We start from the raw sequence: 19,055 nt of genomic DNA on the forward strand, positions 1-19,055 counted from the left end.
TCCTTCTTGGTGCGTGTGGTAACCCCGAGAATACCCTACTTTTTTGCTGCCTGTTAAGGCTCCAAATCTTGGTACACAAACTATTTTACATCGCCCGACGAGGTCTTATTGGGTGGTTTGCCGGTAGTTTGGGGCCGATTGTGCCATAATAGCACCTGTACGGTTCGTTAGAATATCAGAACCCCGAATTCCGACCCAATAAAGCCGCTACGGTTCGTTAGCCGTTCGCGCCGAGTGGAATGCGAGTGGATTATCCCTTTTTACCCGAGCCGAAGCCAATGATATAACCATCCACCCACTTCTTAGGATTGGTTAGTGCAGACAATCTCTATTAACTTTCGATCAATTCCTTCGATATCGCCGATGTCGGATGAACCGTCCCATAGGACGATGGATTCCGCTTCATCATTTGGAATAAACGCAACGAAGTCATCGAGCTCCCCATAAAATAAAGCGCCATACTCGATTCTCCTCGGGCCGTGAAAGCTGGGTTGAAGATCAAATTTCATGAGCCCCTTGAACACTGCATTGCGTAAGGTTTGACTGGTTTCTTCGTATAATTCCCTGACCACACACTCTCTGGGTGTTTCACCTTATTCAATGATACCTCCTGGCAGCTCCCAGCTATTCCGCCACTTGTTGGGCATTAAGAGGTGCTTACCCTGATAGTTTACTACAATTAAGGCATGAGTCAGTGGTGCTTCTAACGGGATGCGGCTAAGCTCCTCCTCTCGTATGGCGTTTATGCCAACAAAACATTTCCCTTTGCGTCCGTAACGATCGACATTCTCTCATTCCTCCGGTTTCAGCTCGCAACCATGCTATGGAACCAAAAAACGCGCAAGACTCATGGTCCTGCACGCTAATATGGAAGATTATACCTGCGAAAGAATCATCTCTGCAATCGTTACTTTTCATTTCCCTATGCGTTTCGATTGCGATAGAGCAGGAAGATGAAGAAGGGTGCTCCGATTCCCGCTGTAAAGACACCGACCGGAATGTCATAAGGCAAGAAGGCGGTGCGAGCCACTGTATCGGCTAGTACTACCATGAGTCCGCCGATCAATGCTGCAATCGGCAATACGCCGCCGAAGGCCGGACCTACGAGCTTGCGAGTCATATGCGGCGCGATCAAACCGACGAAAGAGATGGCTCCGCCGACCGAAACCGCAGCTCCGGCTAACGCGACGCTGATCATTAGCAGCACGAAACGTTGACGTTGTGCGGCACTGCCTACTCCTTTGGCAATATCATCGCCAAGCTGCAGCACGTTGACGTTCCGCGCAAATAGGAAGGAGAGGGGAATAAAGACGCTGACCCATGGCACGATGGTCCATACCATTTTCCAATCGGTGCCGTAAACGGTACCTGTCAGCCAGACATAGGCTTGTGAAGCGGTAGTAATGGGATTCATAACAAGCATGACCTTCGTAATCGAGGCAAGCAGGAAATTGATGCCGATGCCGATGAGCACGAGGCGAATAGGTGTAACGCCTTTCTTCCAAGCGAGAAAATAAATCAAGATAGAGGTGATGCCTGCGCCAACCATAGCCGCAACCGGCAACCATACGATACTAAGCGTACTCGAGAGGTAACTGATAAAGGCGACTGCCGCAACAGAAGCGCCGCTGGTAATGCCGATAATGTCCGGGGAAGCAAGCGGATTGCGAATAATCCCTTGCAATATGGCACCGGCGACGGCTAGCGAAGCGCCTACGAGAAAAGCGGCGATAATGCGCGGCAGACGCAGCGTATTGATGATGAGCTTGTACTCCTCCGTTCCTCCGCCAACCAACGTACGGATCACGTTCACTGGAGAGATGCGCATATCGCCAAGCGCGGCACTGACTAGTAAGGACAAGAAGCTTGCCAGCAGAAGACCGATCGTGAGCCTAACCGTTTTCTTATGTAGGAAAAAGGATACCGGAGCCTTATTGAACCGGATATAGGTAAAGTTTCTCATGATTTAACGATCCCCTTTCTGGCAATCACGATAAATGCAGGAATGCCAATGACGGCGGTCATGACGCCAACCGGCAGCTCTTCGGGTCTTACGATGAATCTGGCGCCGATGTCAGCTGCTAGTACCAGAATCCCGCCAAGCAAGGCGCTGTATGGGATGATCCAGCGATAATCGTTTCCGGCGAATAAACGGGCAATCGTAGGAATGATGAGTCCGATAAAACCGACAGGACCTGCTACAGCGACAGAGCTGCCAGCTAGTGCCATAATAATGATGCCCGCGGCAAGCTTAATGAAAATCGTCCGCTGCCCGAGTCCTTGCGCCGTGTCATCGCCCATAGTTAACACATTCATATGCCTCGAAATCCACAAAGCCGCAATCCAGCCCGCCGCCATAAACGGCAGGACGGCTTGAAGCATATCCAGGGAACGGCCGGCAACGGAGCCCGTTAACCAGAACATGACTTCGTTTAAGCTTTGCTCATCCAGAACAAGCATGCCTTGCGTGAAGGAGGAGAATAAAGCGCTTAGTGCTGCGCCTGCAAGTATGATTTTGAGCGGCGTTAGACCGTCCCGGCCTATGGAACCTAAGATGTAAACCGCCAGAGCAGCGACTGCGGCACCTAGGAAGGAGACGCCGGTAAGCACAGGCAGTGAGCTGACCGATAACATGGTTACGGTAAACACGACAGCAAACGATGCGCCAAAATTAATGCCAAGCACATTCGGATCAGCCAGCGGATTGCGCGTTAACCCTTGAATCAACGACCCGGCAACGGCTAGGCTTGCTCCGATAGCGGCAGCGACGAAAGCTCTCGGCGCACGCGATGTTTGTACGATAATTTGCTCGTTCGAGGATTCGTCGTAATGAGTGAAGGAATGATAGACATCCGAGAGCGAAATTGGCGTTGCGCCGAATACCATGCTCGCAATAATAAAGAGGATCATAATAATGAATCCAAGTAGTAGACCTGTAATCTTAGCCGGAATGCCGGCAAACAACCTTTCCATGCTCGTCGCTCCAGTCCCCTGACGCACGAAAGAATGAGCCGACCGGCCCATTCTCTCAGACGTACTTATTGTAGATACGGTCTCTTATAGATCGAAGTAGAAGTAAAGATCGTCAAGCATCATTTTCGCAGCAGTAGCACCGCCGGACATGTTCCATGTGATGTCGTTGACTTTATAGTACTTGTTGTTCTTAATCGCCTTCAAATTCTTCCACAGCGGGTTCTTCTGCCATTCTTGCTGGGACTTGAACTCTTCGCCTTCACCGTAGCTTGATGTGATATCGAAGATGACATCCCCATCCATGAGCGGAATTTGCTCTTGCGAGGTTAGGTTCACGAGCACCTTGCCATCGACCTTCTGAGCTTTAGGACGCTGCAAGCCAACTTCCTCGAGAATGTTGCCGGCAAATCCGGTGACATAGAAACGAGCGGTGTTATCGTCTTGGAAACGAATAATCGATACTTGCGTATTCGCACGGCTGCCGAGTTTGGATTTAAAGTCTGCAACGCGTTTGTTCCAGTCCGCCATGAATGCTGCCGCTTTGTCTTCTTTGTTCGAGGCTAGTGCAGCCATCTGCATGTTCGCTTTCCAGCCGAATACTTCTTCAACGAAGATCGTAGGCGCGATAGCAGAGAGCTGATCGTAAATTTTCTCGTGGCGTGTTTTCGATCCGATAATGAGGTCCGGTTTCAGAGCAACGATCGCTTCCATATTCGGCTGCAGCTCGCTGCCGAGGTTCGTAACGCCGGCCATATCCGCGCGGAGGTAGTGGTACCAAGGGGTTTGTACCCATGATTCAACTGCACCTACCGGTTTCACGCCGAGAGTAAGAGAAACGTCGACGCCGCCGTTAAACAGAACCGCGATACGTTTGGGCACAGCATTCAATGTGGTTTTGCCCATAGCATGCGTAATGGTGCGTTTACTGTCCAGGTTGACTGTCTTGGAGCCCGCATTCCAATTGACCCATAAGCCGAAAGCTTCACCAAGGAAGCGAAGAGGGACAAGCGTACGGCCGTTCTTCTCAACGGCTTTCGCATCGAGTGTGACCGATTTGCCGTTGGTTGTCGCTTGATTGCTGCCGATCGTCAATTGTACGGTCGTTGTGCCGCGAGTAACGCTAAGCTTCTTAGAGGCTTGATCAAATCCGATCTTGGCATTCAGTTTCTCGGATAATAGACGATAGGGAATCATAGTTGAGCCGCTGATGACTTGCGGCGGTACGTCGAAGGAAAGCTTGCTGCCGTCTAGGACGACACTAATCGGGGTTTCTGCTGCCGCTGCTGTGAACGGTACGGAAACGATTGCCAGAATGAAAGTAAGCGATAAGGCCAACGTACGAAATACGGGTTTAAACATGGGGGAAGTGCACAACCTTTCGATTTATATTGATAATGATTATCATTGTCATAGAGAATGATAGTGCAAATTTACTAGAGAAGTCAATACAAATTTTGCCAAAAGAACCGAGCTATTTCACGCCTGCTTTATCTGCAAGCTGACGAAATCCCTGATACAGCTCATAGTCGATTTGCAGAATGGCAGTCTGGTCGATTGTTTCGGTGCCGTTCAGCTCGGTTAGCTTGACGACTTTCTCATCCAGAAATTTAACCATATCGGAAGCCGCTGCTTTGACATCTGCTTTCATCGCGTCCCAACTGGTAATAATCTGATCGGAGACTGTCTTGATCTGCTCGGCGTCGTTGTTCTCTGCATGCTGTTTCAAGTCTTTAATCTGGGATCTGATTAATTCGATGGAGCTCTTGAACGCTTCGGACACTTGCTTATCTGCGGTCTTCTGATCCGCAGCGTTATCCATAATGGAATCCGTAACGGCTTTGTTTGCGTCGAGGTTGCTCTTCGTAGCTTCTTTTACTTTCTGTTCGGTCTTAGTTGTTTTCTTGGGAGGTGCAGGCTTCTCTTCGGCCGGCTTCGCTTCCGGCTTGGTAGATTCACTTGCAGCTTCTGACGATTGGTTTGCAGCCGTATCTTCTGCTGCTGCGGCAGGGGGATCTGCTGCGACAGCTTCTTCTGTATCAGCGTCATTAGCTGGTGCTTCAACCTCGGTGGTCTCCGATTCTGCTGCGGTTGCTTCTGTTTCCTGTGCATCCAGTAGTGCTGCTTCTTGCGATACTGCTTTACCGTTATCATTCTGTTCGCCCATGAGCGAGCGTCCTGCGCCAGGAGTATTATTGCACCCTGCGGTCATCAATGCGGCCGCCGCGATGGCGATTACGAAATAACGTTTCATCCTGATTCCTCCTTACGAGTGAGAATATGGAATTGCGGAACAATACTAAGCTATTTTAGTTCAAGTGAGAATCGTTTTCAATACTTTTCTGATAATGATTTTCATTTGCATTGACAACGATGTTCGAATCCTCATACAATCGATGGTAAAAGAAGGAGTTGAGCGCCGCGTGAATGCCCTGCAAACCGACCGGCTATCGGTAGCGTACGGTAGCCAATTTATATTCAAGGATTTGAATGTCGCTATTGAGAAAGGCAAAGTCACAGCGCTGATCGGCAGCAACGGCTGCGGGAAGTCGACACTGCTCCGCACGATGGCGCGTTTACTAAAGCCTGAGCAGGGCAATGTGCTGCTTGAAGGGGACAATATCGCTTCGCTGCCTACGAAGGAAGTTGCCAAACGGATGGCGCTTCTGCCGCAGGGGCCGACCGCGCCGGAAGGGTTAACCGTGCTGCAGCTCGTCAAACAAGGCCGTTATCCTTATCAGAGCTGGCTTCAGCAATGGTCGAAGGAGGATGAACGTCATGTCACGTTAGCGTTGCAGACGACGGGGTTGACGGATTTAGCTGAGCGGACAGTCGACTCCTTGTCTGGAGGACAACGGCAGCGTGCATGGATTGCGATGATTCTGGCACAAGGTACGGATATTATTCTGTTAGACGAACCGACCACCTATTTGGATCTAACGCATCAAATCGAAGTGCTTGATTTACTGTTTGAGCTGAATGCGAAGGAGAACCGCACGATCGTGATGGTGCTGCATGATATAAACTTGGCTTGCCGCTACGCGCATCATATTGTGGCCATCCAGAACCATCGTGTTTTTGCGGAGGGACCTCCTGAGGAGGTTGTCACCTCCGGTATGATCGATGCGGTGTTCAACATGAAAGCAGACATTATTCCCGATCCGTTATTTGGCACGCCGATGTGTATTCCGCATGGAAAAGGCAGATCGTTATCTTTAGGATTGGTACATGTATAAATAAAGAGGCTTGCGTGAGCAAGCCTCTTTATTGTGTGTAATGCAAGATACGATTTCGAAGTTTAGGCATGAGATTCCAGAAATTTCTTGATGCGCAGTTCATCGGTGATCAGCGGGCAAGTATAGCAGTATGGATCGTCATCCCCGGGGAGTCTGTAATTCATGCAGCAGGCTCTGCGCACCAATATACTGCGACCCTCATGCAGCGGATCTTCTACGGCTCGGAAAGTGCAGGACATAGGATTGACGGCACGACCGGGCAGCCAATCCGGCTCCAGCCTTCTTGTCGCATATTCGAACCATTGTTCGATGCGTGAAGTAAACGCCTCAGATGGCGATTCTCGCAGCCAAGTCTGCTTCCAATGGGCGAGCAAATAGGCAATCGTATGCCACATTCCGGGGACGGGAACACCGGTATGACTGACGACAGCAGCGATTACTTGCGAGGCATGGTCATGGAAGAGATGACGCAGATAGGCTTCGTCTTGTTCGGTTTCGCTCTGCAGCAGCGTGATAGCAGTAACAGGCGCATCGCTGAGCAAATAGAATTTGACGTTAGCGCCACTCTGTACGAAACGAACATTCTGGAAGGAGAGATCAAGCGGATAACGCTGATGCAGCCACGTATAGACAGCTCCGGCGAATAATGCACAATATCTTTTCCAGAACAACATGCCTACTGTCTTGTTGTCAGGAGCATTAATTTGTGAGGCAAATCGGTCAACCAGTTCTGTAATCCCTACAGCAGGGTCGGTTCCTTCGAATGAATATACGGTCGTTTCGACGGATGGCGCGCCGAAATTAAACTTATGTCGGTTTACGATAACGTTTGGATCCAATGGGAGCATGGCAATTCTCCTGACCTGTGGTTTTAAAACTACGATCATGATAATTGTTCTCAATTGCATTTGTCAATGAATTCCTCCCAACCCTATACGCCCCAGACGCGCGAATATGGTAGACTATTGAAAACTAGTTTTTACAGAAAGTGGTGTAAGCGTAGATGGCGATTCAAATTGCTTTGTTGCGCGGTATCAACGTCGGCGGAAAGAACAAGATTAAGATGGCAGAGCTTCGAGAAGCGTTGGAAACTCTGGGATTGTTGCGGGTTCAAACGTATATTCAGAGCGGCAATATTTTGTTTGAGTCGGATGAGGATGAACTGACATTACGTGGGAAAATCGAGGCGCTGATTGAGAGCAAGTTCGGTTTGTCCATTCGCGTTATTATTCGCACAGCCGATGAACTCACTGAAATTGCCGCTAATCTTCCATTCTCGGATGAAGCAGTTAAGGCAGCCGAAGCTTCTTTTGAAGGGGAGTGCCTCTATATTGCGATGATGCTGGATGAGCCGAATGCCAATAAAGTGGAGAAGCTGGAGAGCTATGATTTTAAAGAAGATCGGTATGTTATTGCGGGCCGGGATGTGTATCTATTATTTCGCCAAAGCGTGCGGGATTCCAAGCTTTCCGTCCAAGTAGACAAGCTGAATGCTCCTGTAACCGTTCGGAATTGGAATACATTGACGAAGCTTATTGGGATGTCGCAGGAAATGGGTAATGCCAACTAAGCGGTGCAAATCTAGCGATCTACACGATAAGGGGGAAGCTTGTCATGTTCAATCTATCCGAGTATCCGTATCCATCCAGAAGAACGGCAGTCGTGGCGAGGAAAGGGATGGTCGCTACTTCGCAGCCGCTCGCATCTCAAGCGGGACTTCGTGTCTTGCAGCAAGGCGGGAATGCTATTGATGCGGCGATTGCGGCGGCAGCATGTCTTACCGTGGTGGAGCCGACAGGCAATGGCATTGGGAGCGATTCGTTCGCGATCGTTTGGTATAAAGGGCAAATGTATGGCTTGAATGCAAGCGGGGGAGCGCCGGAGCTATTGACGCCGGACGCGGTTCGGCAGCGCGGATTCGAAGAGGAAATGCCGGCAAGCGGATGGCTTCCGGTGACCGTACCCGGCGCTCCGGGAGCATGGTCAGGCTTATCTGCTCGATTCGGCGCATTGCCATTCGCGCAGCTGCTGGAATCCGCCATTGATTACGCCGATGGCGGCTATCCGGTTTCGCCGGAGCTCGCTTTGAAATGGCAGCGTGCTTATGAGGTGTATTCGCAGCGAAGCGGGAATGATCCGGCTTTCGCAGAGTGGTTTCGCGTCTTCGCTCCGGCTGGACGAGCACCGAAGGCAGGCGAAATGTGGCGGTCACCGGATCACGCACGGACACTTCGGCTGATTGCAGAATCTAGCAGCGAATCTTTCTATCGAGGCGAGTTGGCAGCGTTGATCGATCGGCATGCGAGAGAAAGCGGGGGGCTGCTTCGCAGCACGGATCTTGCCTCCTTTCAGCCGGAATGGGTGGACCCGATTTCTGTGCCCTATCGAGGTTATGATGTATGGGAGCTGCCGCCAAACGGGCAAGGACTAGTGGCCTTAATGGCCTTGAATATGTTGAATGGACGGGATCTCGCAGGTCAGGAGAGCGCAAGCAGGTTTCATGTCCAGATTGAAGCACTGAAGCTCGCTTTTGCCGATGGGAAGCATTATATTACCGATCCAAACCGAATGAAAGCCAGCGTGGAGCAGCTGCTGTCGCCTTCCTATGCTGCGCTTCGCAGCAGCTTGATTGGTGAACAAGCATTGATGCCTGAACCTGGCCAATTGCCTAAAGGCGGAACGGTTTATTTGGCTGCTGCCGACGGGGAAGGGAACATGGTTTCTTTTATCCAAAGTAATTATATGGGCTTCGGCTCGGGAATCGTGGTACCGGGAACCGGGATCAGCCTGCAGAACAGAGGGGCATCCTTCTCCCTTGATCCTGCGCATGCGAATGTACTGGAGCCGGGCAAACAGCCTTATCATACGATTATTCCGGGTTTTCTTACGAAGAACGGGGAGCCGATTGGACCATTCGGCGTGATGGGGGCTTTCATGCAGCCGCAGGGTCATCTGCAGGTGATCTCTCATTTATTGGATCATCATCAGAATCCGCAAGCAGCGCTCGATGCGCCTAGGTGGCAGTGGATGGAAGGCAAACATCTCGTCGTTGAAGGTGAGTTTAGTGCGGAGATCGTAGAGGAGCTAAAGCGTAAAGGTCATGACATTCAAGTGCTGTCCGATCGTAAAGCGTTTGGCTGCGGACAGATCATTTGGCGGGATGCGAATGGTGTCTTGATCGGAGGAACCGAACCGAGAACAGACGGCTGTATTGCTTCGTGGTAGCGTTTGACGAGGTGGTTGGAATTAGATAAAGGAATGGAGAGCGTAAACAAAGTGGAAACCGAACAAACTGCTGGTCCGGATATCCGTGAAATCATAAGAGAGCTTTCGGATAAACAGATCATTCATCCGGATTCGAAGCTTATGCATCAGATGAATGGCACGACAGAAGGACGCGTCTATATCTTGATGGTGGACGAAGCGCCTCGTTATGTACTGAAGCTGGAAGAAGCGGAGTATATGTCTGTTGTGGCGCGATTTCTTAATGATTACGCGGGTAGTCCGCTATTGCCGAAGCTTTATTATTTGGCGCCGGATCATTCCTTCATCGTGTATGCGTTCATTCCCGGAACTACAGGTGATGAGCGTGGCCCGAAGAAGGAATGGCTGCCGAAGTTGACGGTAGACTTGCTGAATCACTACTTGAAAGTGGAGCAAACGGACTCGTCTCTCGTGTGGGATGATCACACGCTTGATGGTTTAGATTTTGCAAAAAACGAGATTGGAAGTCTGCTGCCTGCTGCCGACTATGAGCTGGTGCATGCGATTGCGAGGAAGCTGCTCGTGCGTAGGGAAGGACGTACTCTTTATGCGCTTCACGGCGATTGCGGCGTACATAACTTCGTGTTTCGTGACGAGCAGCTGGTAGGAGTTATAGATCCGACCCCGATGGCCGGACCGCTGCTGTATGATTTTGTCTTCGCATTCGTTTCTTCACCGGATGACCTGACGATGGATACGCTGCTCCCGGCATTCGAACTCCTTGACCATGAGCCGTTGGAGCGTGAGGAGTTGGTCTGGGAGGTCGTGGTGGGGCTTTATTATCGCATTGGCGTCTGTTTGCTTCACCATCCGCACGATCTGCCGGCATATATGGAAGCATGGAATTACTGGAAAGCACTCGTACGAGAATAGGAATGTCCATCAGGGAGGTAATCGGATGTCGCATGTCCAATCGCAAACTACAGTAACATCAATCGCTCCATGGATTTCAGTTCACAGTGCAGTTGAAGCTTTAACATTCTATAAAGCTGCTTTCGGGGCTGTTGAGCTCTACAGGTTGGAAGAAGAAGCGGGAAAGCCGGTTCTCGCGGAACTGTCGGTTCAAGGTGCAGGCTTCTGGATTCAAGAGGATCCGGAGTCAAGTCCGAAACCGGATGTGCCAGGTTCTGTTCGGATGATTCTGACTGTAGCCGATCCGGATTCACTGTTCGAGCAAGCCGTCGCGGCCGGTGCGGAGGTAGTCGCGCCTGTCAATGAAGGCCACGGCTGGCGAATCGGACGGCTGATTGATCCGTTTGGCCACCACTGGGAGATTGGGAAGCGGATATAGTTTAGCAGATTTATCAGAGGGGCTGTTTCTGTCATCGATTAGATGACAGGGGCAGCCTTTTCAATTGGCTAACCATTGAAGAGAGGTATCTGGTACCGCAAATTGGGGCGGAATGGTGGAATTGGGATCAAGAGAGGTACCGGGTACCTCTCTTGGCAAGAAAGTAGCGAACCAAGGAGTCCACATCGGCGGAAACTCGAAGCATTTGGAGAAAGAAGCGAACCAGGGAGTCTACATTAGTGCAAATTCGAAGAAATGGGAGAAAGAAGCGAACCAGGGAGTCTACATTCGCGAAAACTCGAAGAATTCGGAGAAAGAAGCGAACCAGGGAGTCCACATCGGCGGAAACTCGAAGCATTCGGAGAAAGAAGCGAACCAGGGAGTCTACATCGGCGGAAACTCATCCCCACCTTCAGGCAGATCGTTGCCTGAGTTCAACAAAGCCGAAGCATCGCCACAGCAAGCAGCACCTCACCCAAAAACATCTTGCTATTAAAACGCTTTCACTATATTTTTAGGGTAACGCATAGAAAAAGGGCTTGGGGGGACTAGCATGTATCGAATGTTCATCGTGGATGACAACAAGTACGAGCGTAATGGTCTTAAGAATCATATTGATTGGGCATCGCTTGGGATTGAAGTGGTGGCAACTTTCCCGAATGGCGCGGCCGCGCTGGAGCGAATTGATGAACTCAAGCCGCATCTCATCGTAACCGATATTGCGATGCCGGTCATGAACGGGGTACAGCTGTCCGAGCAGATTTATCAGCGTTATCCTGATATAAAAGTCATCTTCATCAGCTGCCACAGTGATTTCGAATTCGCCAAGTCAGCCGTCGATCTAGGCATCTACGGGTATGTCCTCAAACCGATTATCGCGGATGAGCTCGTCACGGCGGTCAAGAAACTTGTCCATGATATCGATATCAAGCATTCGCAATCGATGGAGAAGGAACGCATGCTGCAGCAGCTGGAAATGATGCTGCCGCTCGTGCAAGAGCAGTTTTTCAAAGAACTGCTGCTCGGCAATTTCCACAATGAGACGGATATTATTAAACGGATGGCGTTCCTTAAGGTTGCTGTACGGCCGCATGACCGGATTCATGTGCTGTCGATCCAGCTTCATGAAGCGGAAGACCAAGCCACCGAGCATGGCGTGGCGGATGCGTATTTCGTCTCCTATTCCGTCAAGAGAAGCATTACCTCCTTAAGCACGGGCAATCGTTATATCTATCCGATTCAGTTCTCTCCCTTGGATTATGCCGCCATTATCTTCGAAGCGGATGACGAAGACAATATCATGAATACAGCCGTAGAAATCAGCATGGAGATTAGCAGAAGAGTCGAGCTTACGGCCATAACCGGAATCAGTAAAGTTTCCGAAGACATCGCAGCTATTTCAACCCTTTATAAGCAGGCCCAGAAAGCCGTCCATACCCGGTTCTACAGCGGAAGCAACCCGATCATCACCTTTGAAGAAATCGAGGATCGCACGGATGTCCCATTCGAGGATCTGCCGAATCTCGAAGCTGTTTATCAGGATTTGAAAACGCTTATGATCTATAGCACCGCAGTGGATGTAAGGGAGTTCGTGAACAAATATCTAGGCGAACGTGTCTCTCGGCATGATGCCAATTATGTGAAGAACTTTGCTTTCATGGTTGTAAATATTACACGCATTATTCTGCAGGAAGCCAATCAATCCTTCCGCGATCTGGCCGAGGACGACCTGCTGGTCTGGAAGCAATTCAGCCAGAAGGATACGCCGGTTCATGTCAGCGAGAAGGTTTACCAATGGCTCATGACCATTATCGATCGGTTATCGGAGAAGAATACAAACAAGAATACGAAGGTCGTCGACACGATCAAGGATATCATCAAGACGAAGTACCACGAGCAGATCACGATCGAGGATATTTCGAAATCCGTCTACTTAAGCGGCAGATATGCCAACGCCCTGTTCAAGAAGGAAGTCGGCAAAACGATTTTCGACTATGTCATCGAAGTGAGAATTGATGCGGCGAAGAAGCTGCTCAAGGACAAGGACAGCAGAGTAGCTGCCGTTGCCGAAGAGGTCGGCTACATGAATACGTCGTATTTCTGCCTTGCATTCAAGAAGAACGTCGGGATGACGCCTGCCGAATACAAGAGTAAGGTTGTCTTATGATCGGGAAGCTGTCGTATCGCCACAAAATCGCCGCTATCATATTCGTGTTCGCTTTTCTGCCTATGATCATTCTCGGTTCCTTGATGATTCAGAAAGTGTGGAGCGCCAAGGTGCAAGAGATCATTAACAAGAACGATATCCAGCTGACAAGCAGCGTTAACGGAATTAATAGCTTCCTGTCCTCAAACATGGATAAATTGATGGCCATTAATAACAACTTCTATATTTTTAATTATTTGGATACGAAGACAGATCAGAATCTCGTCGGGGTCATGAATTTCAGCGATTATCTGCAGAGCGTCATCAATGCGATGAAGGCCGACAATAAGGCTGTAAACTTTCAAATTTATGCCATTGAGGATACGAACTACGATGGTGATTATTTACGAAGCATACAAAACCTGGAGAAAGTAAGAGAATCGTTAACGTCGAGTTTGAAAGATGAAATTCTGAACTACGATGATGCCCAGATTTTATGGAAATATCGGACGATTAAAGCTCAATTCAGCGCGGAGGAGTCCAGGTATCTGTTCGGCTACAAGAAGATTATGTCGCTCGGCAAGCCCTTGGCCATTATTGAACTGCAAATCCCAATCGAGCAAATCACGGACTTTTTCGCTTATGAAATTCCGGAAGGCAGCTCCATCGTTTACGAAATCGATGGGAAGATGCAATGGGTGATAGGCGAAGAACAAGAAATGATCCCAGAGGGAAAGCCGGCTAAAGGCGATTATTATATCATCAATAAAGAGCTAAAGCCGGGAATCGGCGAAATCTCCATGTTTGTTCCAAAGAGCTTGGTATTTCAAGAACTAAAGGGTTATTTGATTACCGTTTTCTTTATTTTCATCATGCTCATCGGCATTCTGTTCGTTACCGTCGAGATGGTTTCTTATTTCCTTACGAAGAAGCTCGAGGCGCTCTTTAGGAAAATGAACACCAATGTCGAAAGCTTAATCAGCAGCGACAGCTTCGTGCCTTTCGAAGAAACCGAAGATGAATTCGGGAAGATGGGACGGATTTTCTACGAGCTGACGATGCGGATCAAGGAGTATTATCGTAAAGTCACCGATTACGAGCTGGAGAAGACCGTACTGGAAACGCAGCTGCTGCAGGAGCGGTTCAATCCTCATTTTCTGTACAATACGCTGTCGACCTTCAGATGGATTTATAACGATCCGAAGGTTCATGAGGTCGTGGATTCGATGGTGAAGTATTACCGCATTGCCTTGAACAAAGGAAGCAGTATCATTACAATCGAGCAGGAAACGGAAATGATAAGGGAGTATTTGCGCCTGCAGATGTTTGCCTATGGCAATGAATTCGATTATGACATTCATATCGAAGGTGACACCGGTGAGCAACTGGTACTGAAGAATCTGCTCCAGCCGATCGTGGAGAATGCGTTTCTGCATGGGATAAGCGGGCGCGAATCAGGCGGTCTAATTACGATTCGGGTCAGCACCAATGACGGCAACGACACGATCCGTTTCGAAATTGCGGATAACGGACTAGGCATGGGACCTGAGAAGATCAAGCGAATACTGGATGGAACCGAAGAAAGCAAATACAGCGGCTATGGGATGAAGAATGTTCGTAATCGAATGGAAACCTATTATGGCTCAGGATACGGCCTTGAAATCGAAAGCGCACCCGGACAAGGGACGAAGGTCATTCTTACGACGCCGTCCAATTACAAGGCCGATCGTATGGATGTCAAATCAATATCAGCGTAATAAACGATGACCTTATTCCGATCACGATATCGGGATAAGGTCATTTTTGCGAAAATAAGGAGATCCTTATTCTGTTATTTGTAATCCGTATTTTTACTATATCCAAAAATGAAAGCGTTCTATAATTCAATCATACAAGAGAAAGCTAGTGAAGAGAGAGGAGGGAATATGTTGAAAACGATTGCAACACAAGTGCCTATGAAGAGAACGGTACGTGCCAGACTTATTAAAAACATTCAGACGAATATGTTTGGTTACCTGCTAATGCTGCCTTCCATCGTTTTGACCTTCATATTTTCCTACTTGCCGATGCCCGGATTATTGTCAGCCTTTCAAGACTACAATATGTTCGCCGGTTTATGGAAAAGCGATTGGGTTGGATTGGTGCATTTCAAGGAAATCTTCGAAATTCCACTGCTGTGGGGCTCCATTATTAATACGCTGAAGCTGAGCGTACTCACCATTATCGTCGGATTCCCGGCGCCGATCTTACTGGCGCTCATGATAAATGAGTTGAAGAACGGCTTGTACAAGAGAAGTGTTCAAACCCTGACGTATTTGCCTCACTTCCTATCCTGGATCGCTGTAGTGGGACTTTGCTACTCCTTCTTCGACTCCTACGGACCGCTGAACGATCTGCGAGTTGCGATGTTTGGACCGGAAACGGAGCGGGAAATGTACTTGTCTCAGCAAGGCTTATTTCTCCCCTTGCTGCTGCTGCTAAGCGTGTGGAAGGAAGTAGGCTGGGGAACGATCGTATATCTCGCAACGATAACATCGATTGATCCGCATCTCTATGAAGCCGCTAAGATGGACGGCGCCAATCGGTTCAAACAGCATCTGCATATTACATTGCCGGGGCTGAAGCAAACGACGATTCTGCTGCTGCTCTTTACGCTCGGGACGCTGTTCGCCAGCAACTTCGAGCTCGTGTATGGGATGCAGAACGCATTTATTAACTTCGATGTTATCGCAACCGTTATCTTCTCCTCGGGTATTCAACAAGGCAGCTACTCCTTAGCTACTGCGGTTGGATTCGCGCAAGGGTTGGTCGCATTGCTGCTAATCATTATTGCAAACAAGATAGCCAAGAAAATATCAGGCGTATCGATATGGTAGGAGGCACCAGATGAGTCACGAATCGAATGCATACAAACTATTTAAATACGGGAACATCAGCCTCCTGTTTATCTTAGTCATAGCGATGATTTTCCCTTATGTGAATGTGCTCGCGATCGCGTTCAACGATCCGATGGATTCGCAATTCGGAGGCATCACGTTCTGGCCGCGGGTGTTCACCATTGATAATTTCAGAGTATTGCTTCAGAACAAGGATGTCATTACTGCAGCCGGCATATCGGTCCTTCGGGTGATCATCGGAACGCTCATTGCGCTGGTCGTCCAATATATGTGTGCCTACGCCTTTACGATAAAGGACTTCAAAGGCAAAGCGATGGTCCTGATCTTCCTGATGATCCCGATGTATTTTAACGGTGGACTGATTCCGCAATACTTGCTTTTCTCCAAAATGCACATGCTGAACAGCTTTCTGGTTTACGTGCTCCCGGTGTCCTTCAGCTTATACTACATGGTCATCATTCGCTCGTATCTGTTTAGTATCCCGGGAAGTCTTGCAGAATCGGCACGTATTGACGGTGCGAATGAATTCATCATTATGTTCCGAATCTATGTCCCCTTATCCATGCCGATTATCGCGGTTCTGGCCTTATGGAGTGCGGTTGGTCATTGGAATGATTGGACGACAACGCTGTATTTTATAACCGACAAGCACTTGTATACGCTTCAATATATTCTGATGCAAATCTTGAGGGAAGGCGAGCGAGTATCGAAGCTTATGGAGGAAGCAATCCGAATGGGGACGATGGGTGCAACGAGTTCACCGCGCCAAATGACGCCGGCTGCGATTCGGGCAGCTAATATCATCATTACGACCATCCCGATTGTCATTATCTATCCATTCTTGCAGAAGTATTTCGTACAAGGCATTACGCTCGGCGCCGTGAAAGAGTAACGCATTCAATCAGGTGATCTATTAAAGGTGGTGAGGCCTACAGTTGTCTGTGATAGAGTAGTATTGGGGATAACAAGCTTTGGAGATTAAGGGGATCATACATTGGCAAGAACATGAAAAAGAACATATCACAAGTGAGCAAGCGGGCTAATCTGTCGCCAAACCTACTAGCCGGCCGAACTCATGAATATGTTCTCGAGATTGTAGCACTTCTATTATCGCATATCCTTACAAGCTCATTCCATACCTAATTTGATCAAACAGCTACATAAATAAGGGAGGATTATGTGTGAAGAAGCAACTATCAACAGGCGTACGCCTATCGCTGACAGCAGCATTGTCTGTGGCCATGCTGGCCGGCTGCTCGAGTAATAATAACGAACCTGCTAAGAACGATACAAGCGCGGCCACTAATACGAATAAGGAAGCTGCAGCAGAAAACACGACGAATGCAGCGAACACGACCGAAAATGCAGCTCCGGCTGAGCAATTCTACTATGATATGTATGACAAAGTAACTGACAGCTCGGACTTCCCGGATTGGAAAGGGAAACAGCTGAAGCTCAAAATGTGGTACTCCCATGGTACAGGCGAGCCTACACACAACTCTGCGGAGCAAGATGTCGTTACACCTGAGGCCAAACGCGTAACCGGCGTTGAAATCGATCAAGAAAATTCCTTCGATAACGGCGGCCAGGATTTGAACGTGAAGATGGGCATGCTGAACGCGGCCAACGATTGGCCGGATATCGTAATGAGCTCGGATACGACAGCATTGGCTGACCTCGTAAAGGCAGGCAAGGTATACGATTTGACAGATGTCATCTCCAAATACGCTCCGAACTTGGCGAAGAGAACACCATTCGACAAACTTCCAAAAGTGCTGGAAAATATTACAGTCAAAAATTTGGATGGCAAAACGTATGGTTTCCCACTGGAGCTTGGTGATCCGGACAACACGTTGAAAGTGCTTGATCCGTCCTTCGTAAGTCCTAACTCCCAACAAGCGCCGGATGGATTGGGTTCGATCTGGGTACGTGATGACCTCTTGAAGAAGCTGTACCCAACAGCGAAGACGCAGGACGAAATCGATGCCCTGTACGTGAAGAACGGCGGTAAGTTCTCAAGAGAAGAACTGTACGATGTGCCGATCAAATCCAAGGACGACTTCTACAAGTTCCTCTATGACATGCAAGCGTTGATCAAGAAAGATAACATTAAAGAAAACGGCAAACCGGTTGAAACGTCCTATGCATTCGGTGGCGGCGATAACTGGAGTACGTTGACCATGCTTCAAACGTACATTAACCGTATTCCTGCGAACAACAACTACTTCACGTACTATGACAAGAAAACCAAAGAAGTCGAGTTCATGTTCCAACAAGAATGGTTCAAACAAACGCTACTGGAGTTCAATAAGCTGGTTCGCGATAAAGTAATGGATCCGAAATCGCTGCTCGAGAACCAAGCAACGCATACGGAGAAAATGAATAACGGTCAATATGCGGTCGCTTATCTGTGGGATACTCCGGATGAGAGCGTATTGAAAGCAGCAGGCAAGACGTTCCGCTACAGAAAAGTATTCATCGATGCGCCTGTCAATACGGATCAATTCATCTCCCCAACAGGACCTAGCGGCAATAACCAAAGTATCTTGATCTTCAAAGACAAAGTAGCTGAAGAAGATCTGCCGCAAATCATTCATTACCTCGATTACATGATCTCCGAAGTCGGCGAGAAAATGTACACTTGGGGTCCGAAAAGCGCTGGATTGTTCGATGAAACAGACGGCAAACGCGTGTTTAAGGATAAAGCGCTTGAAGATGCCATGGTGTACAACAAAGACAATGGCGCCAACAATAAATACAACCTGCATAACAACAGACTCGGTTCCTCGTCTAAACAATGGCCGCCATACCCAACTTACATGTGGGGTGGTTCCACTGTAACACCTAGCTACGCTTACGATAGAGTCGTATCCGCAGCTGATGGTTTGAGCTTCTTTAACCCAGGTAACCTGCCTAACAATACCACTTCAACGATTACGACAACGATTAAAGTAGACCCAGCCATCTGGAATTTCTTTGGTCCGGTAGCGAGTGCAGATAAGTTCTGGAAAGGCAGAGATGCATTCGAGAAAGCACTGACCAAAACAATGGCTGCCAAAGACGATGCCCAATTCGAAGAATTGTGGAAAACGTTCAGCGACATTGCAACCAAGAACGGTGCAAACGATCAAACGCTGAAAGAAATCAATGATTACTTCTTGAAGAGCAACGAAGGCATGTTGCCGTAACTCATAGCTTCTTAGAATGACGCTCCCTGGCTATATATGAATTTATCGTTCATGTGTAGTCAG

17 protein-coding genes and 1 pseudogene are annotated in these 19,055 nt (G+C 48.7%); 11 read left to right on the forward strand and 7 right to left on the reverse strand.

Annotated elements, in window-relative coordinates; translation table 11 throughout:
- Window positions 1-331 precede the first annotated feature (331 nt).
- The 6 genes and pseudogenes from BLW29_RS31850 to BLW29_RS19965 form a co-directional block, all read right to left on the reverse strand.
- The gene (locus tag BLW29_RS31850) at window positions 332-460 is read right to left on the reverse strand and encodes a hypothetical protein (RefSeq protein WP_256208738.1); all 129 of its coding nucleotides are present in this window, start codon (window positions 458-460) and stop codon (window positions 332-334) included.
- Window position 461: 1 nt separating this feature from the next.
- Window positions 462-572: pseudogene (locus BLW29_RS32155) on the reverse strand (hypothetical protein); the annotation flags it as partial.
- A 350-nt stretch (window positions 573-922) separates the two neighbouring features.
- Window positions 923-1,963 carry a FecCD family ABC transporter permease gene (locus BLW29_RS19950; RefSeq protein WP_090982836.1) on the reverse strand — a complete coding sequence of 347 codons (1,041 nt, stop codon included), beginning with the start codon at window positions 1,961-1,963 and terminating at the stop codon, window positions 923-925.
- Window positions 1,960-2,973, reverse strand: a complete 1,014-nt coding sequence (locus BLW29_RS19955; protein ID WP_090982838.1) for a FecCD family ABC transporter permease — start codon at window positions 2,971-2,973, stop codon at window positions 1,960-1,962. Before BLW29_RS19955 ends, BLW29_RS19950 begins: the two co-directional genes overlap by 4 nt.
- An 84-nt stretch (window positions 2,974-3,057) precedes the next feature.
- On the reverse strand, window positions 3,058-4,332 hold the full coding sequence (locus BLW29_RS19960) for a stalk domain-containing protein (protein ID WP_090982840.1): 1,275 nt from the start codon (window positions 4,330-4,332) through the stop codon (window positions 3,058-3,060).
- A 112-nt stretch (window positions 4,333-4,444) separates the two neighbouring features.
- Window positions 4,445-5,224, reverse strand: coding sequence for a hypothetical protein (locus BLW29_RS19965; RefSeq protein ID WP_090982842.1), 780 nt, complete (start codon window positions 5,222-5,224; stop codon window positions 4,445-4,447).
- Window positions 5,225-5,393: 169 nt separating this feature from the next.
- On the opposite strand from BLW29_RS19965, the gene BLW29_RS19970 reads away from it, so the two are divergent.
- Window positions 5,394-6,206, forward strand: coding sequence for an ABC transporter ATP-binding protein (locus BLW29_RS19970; RefSeq protein ID WP_090982844.1), 813 nt, complete (start codon window positions 5,394-5,396; stop codon window positions 6,204-6,206).
- A 62-nt stretch (window positions 6,207-6,268) separates the two neighbouring features.
- Here BLW29_RS19970 and BLW29_RS19975 read toward each other — a convergent pair whose 3' ends face one another.
- On the reverse strand, window positions 6,269-7,054 hold the full coding sequence (locus tag BLW29_RS19975) for an IucA/IucC family C-terminal-domain containing protein (protein ID WP_177186721.1): 786 nt from the start codon (window positions 7,052-7,054) through the stop codon (window positions 6,269-6,271).
- Between the two features lie 155 nt (window positions 7,055-7,209).
- Here BLW29_RS19975 and BLW29_RS19980 point away from each other — a divergent pair, with 155 nt between their 5' ends.
- From BLW29_RS19980 to BLW29_RS20025, 10 genes are all read left to right on the forward strand, one after another.
- Window positions 7,210-7,776 carry a DUF1697 domain-containing protein gene (locus tag BLW29_RS19980; RefSeq protein ID WP_090982848.1) on the forward strand — a complete coding sequence of 189 codons (567 nt, stop codon included), beginning with the start codon at window positions 7,210-7,212 and terminating at the stop codon, window positions 7,774-7,776.
- A gap of 44 nt (window positions 7,777-7,820) precedes the next feature.
- Window positions 7,821-9,431: a gamma-glutamyltransferase family protein gene (locus BLW29_RS19985; protein ID WP_090982850.1), complete on the forward strand. Its 1,611-nt coding sequence runs from the start codon at window positions 7,821-7,823 to the stop codon at window positions 9,429-9,431.
- A 51-nt stretch (window positions 9,432-9,482) separates the two neighbouring features.
- The gene (locus BLW29_RS19990) at window positions 9,483-10,343 is read left to right on the forward strand and encodes a phosphotransferase (RefSeq protein ID WP_177186722.1); all 861 of its coding nucleotides are present in this window, start codon (window positions 9,483-9,485) and stop codon (window positions 10,341-10,343) included.
- Window positions 10,344-10,368: 25 nt separating this feature from the next.
- Window positions 10,369-10,761: a VOC family protein gene (locus BLW29_RS19995; RefSeq protein WP_090982854.1), complete on the forward strand. Its 393-nt coding sequence runs from the start codon at window positions 10,369-10,371 to the stop codon at window positions 10,759-10,761.
- Between the two features lie 121 nt (window positions 10,762-10,882).
- The gene (locus tag BLW29_RS20000; RefSeq protein WP_143044436.1) at window positions 10,883-11,257 is read left to right on the forward strand and encodes a hypothetical protein; all 375 of its coding nucleotides are present in this window, start codon (window positions 10,883-10,885) and stop codon (window positions 11,255-11,257) included.
- Between the two features lie 57 nt (window positions 11,258-11,314).
- Entirely contained in the window at window positions 11,315-12,928 is a 1,614-nt protein-coding gene (locus BLW29_RS20005) for a response regulator transcription factor (protein WP_090982858.1), read from the forward strand.
- Window positions 12,925-14,664 (forward strand): sensor histidine kinase, encoded by a 1,740-nt coding sequence (locus BLW29_RS20010; RefSeq protein WP_090982859.1) that lies wholly within the window; start codon window positions 12,925-12,927, stop codon window positions 14,662-14,664. The genes BLW29_RS20005 and BLW29_RS20010 overlap by 4 nt, the downstream gene beginning before the upstream one ends.
- A gap of 168 nt (window positions 14,665-14,832) precedes the next feature.
- Window positions 14,833-15,783, forward strand: a complete 951-nt coding sequence (locus tag BLW29_RS20015) for an ABC transporter permease (RefSeq protein ID WP_177186723.1) — start codon at window positions 14,833-14,835, stop codon at window positions 15,781-15,783.
- Between the two features lie 10 nt (window positions 15,784-15,793).
- Window positions 15,794-16,696, forward strand: a complete 903-nt coding sequence (locus tag BLW29_RS20020; protein WP_090982863.1) for a carbohydrate ABC transporter permease — start codon at window positions 15,794-15,796, stop codon at window positions 16,694-16,696.
- A 289-nt stretch (window positions 16,697-16,985) separates the two neighbouring features.
- On the forward strand, window positions 16,986-18,992 hold the full coding sequence (locus BLW29_RS20025) for a type 2 periplasmic-binding domain-containing protein (RefSeq protein WP_090982864.1): 2,007 nt from the start codon (window positions 16,986-16,988) through the stop codon (window positions 18,990-18,992).
- The last annotated feature ends 63 nt before the right edge of the window (window positions 18,993-19,055 follow it).

Source organism: Paenibacillus sp. CF384 (assembly GCF_900106745.1).
In the GTDB taxonomy this organism is placed as follows: domain Bacteria; phylum Bacillota; class Bacilli; order Paenibacillales; family Paenibacillaceae; genus Paenibacillus_Z.

What these genes read in the sequence shown, in the direction of transcription:
- BLW29_RS31850 (WP_256208738.1), bottom strand. Translation starts at nt 460, where the DNA reads ATGGCGCTTTATTTTATGGGGAGCTCGATGACTTCGTTGCGTTTATTC.
- BLW29_RS19950 (WP_090982836.1), bottom strand. Translation starts at nt 1,963, where the DNA reads ATGAGAAACTTTACCTATATCCGGTTCAATAAGGCTCCGGTATCCTTT.
- BLW29_RS19955 (WP_090982838.1), bottom strand. Translation starts at nt 2,973, where the DNA reads ATGGAAAGGTTGTTTGCCGGCATTCCGGCTAAGATTACAGGTCTACTA.
- BLW29_RS19960 (WP_090982840.1), bottom strand. Translation starts at nt 4,332, where the DNA reads ATGTTTAAACCCGTATTTCGTACGTTGGCCTTATCGCTTACTTTCATT.
- BLW29_RS19965 (WP_090982842.1), bottom strand. Translation starts at nt 5,224, where the DNA reads ATGAAACGTTATTTCGTAATCGCCATCGCGGCGGCCGCATTGATGACC.
- BLW29_RS19975 (WP_177186721.1), bottom strand. Translation starts at nt 7,054, where the DNA reads ATGCTCCCATTGGATCCAAACGTTATCGTAAACCGACATAAGTTTAAT.
- BLW29_RS19980 (WP_090982848.1), top strand. Translation starts at nt 7,210, where the DNA reads ATGGCGATTCAAATTGCTTTGTTGCGCGGTATCAACGTCGGCGGAAAG.
- BLW29_RS19985 (WP_090982850.1), top strand. Translation starts at nt 7,821, where the DNA reads ATGTTCAATCTATCCGAGTATCCGTATCCATCCAGAAGAACGGCAGTC.
- BLW29_RS19995 (WP_090982854.1), top strand. Translation starts at nt 10,369, where the DNA reads ATGTCGCATGTCCAATCGCAAACTACAGTAACATCAATCGCTCCATGG.
- BLW29_RS20005 (WP_090982858.1), top strand. Translation starts at nt 11,315, where the DNA reads ATGTATCGAATGTTCATCGTGGATGACAACAAGTACGAGCGTAATGGT.
- BLW29_RS20010 (WP_090982859.1), top strand. Translation starts at nt 12,925, where the DNA reads ATGATCGGGAAGCTGTCGTATCGCCACAAAATCGCCGCTATCATATTC.
- BLW29_RS20015 (WP_177186723.1), top strand. Translation starts at nt 14,833, where the DNA reads ATGTTGAAAACGATTGCAACACAAGTGCCTATGAAGAGAACGGTACGT.
- BLW29_RS20020 (WP_090982863.1), top strand. Translation starts at nt 15,794, where the DNA reads ATGAGTCACGAATCGAATGCATACAAACTATTTAAATACGGGAACATC.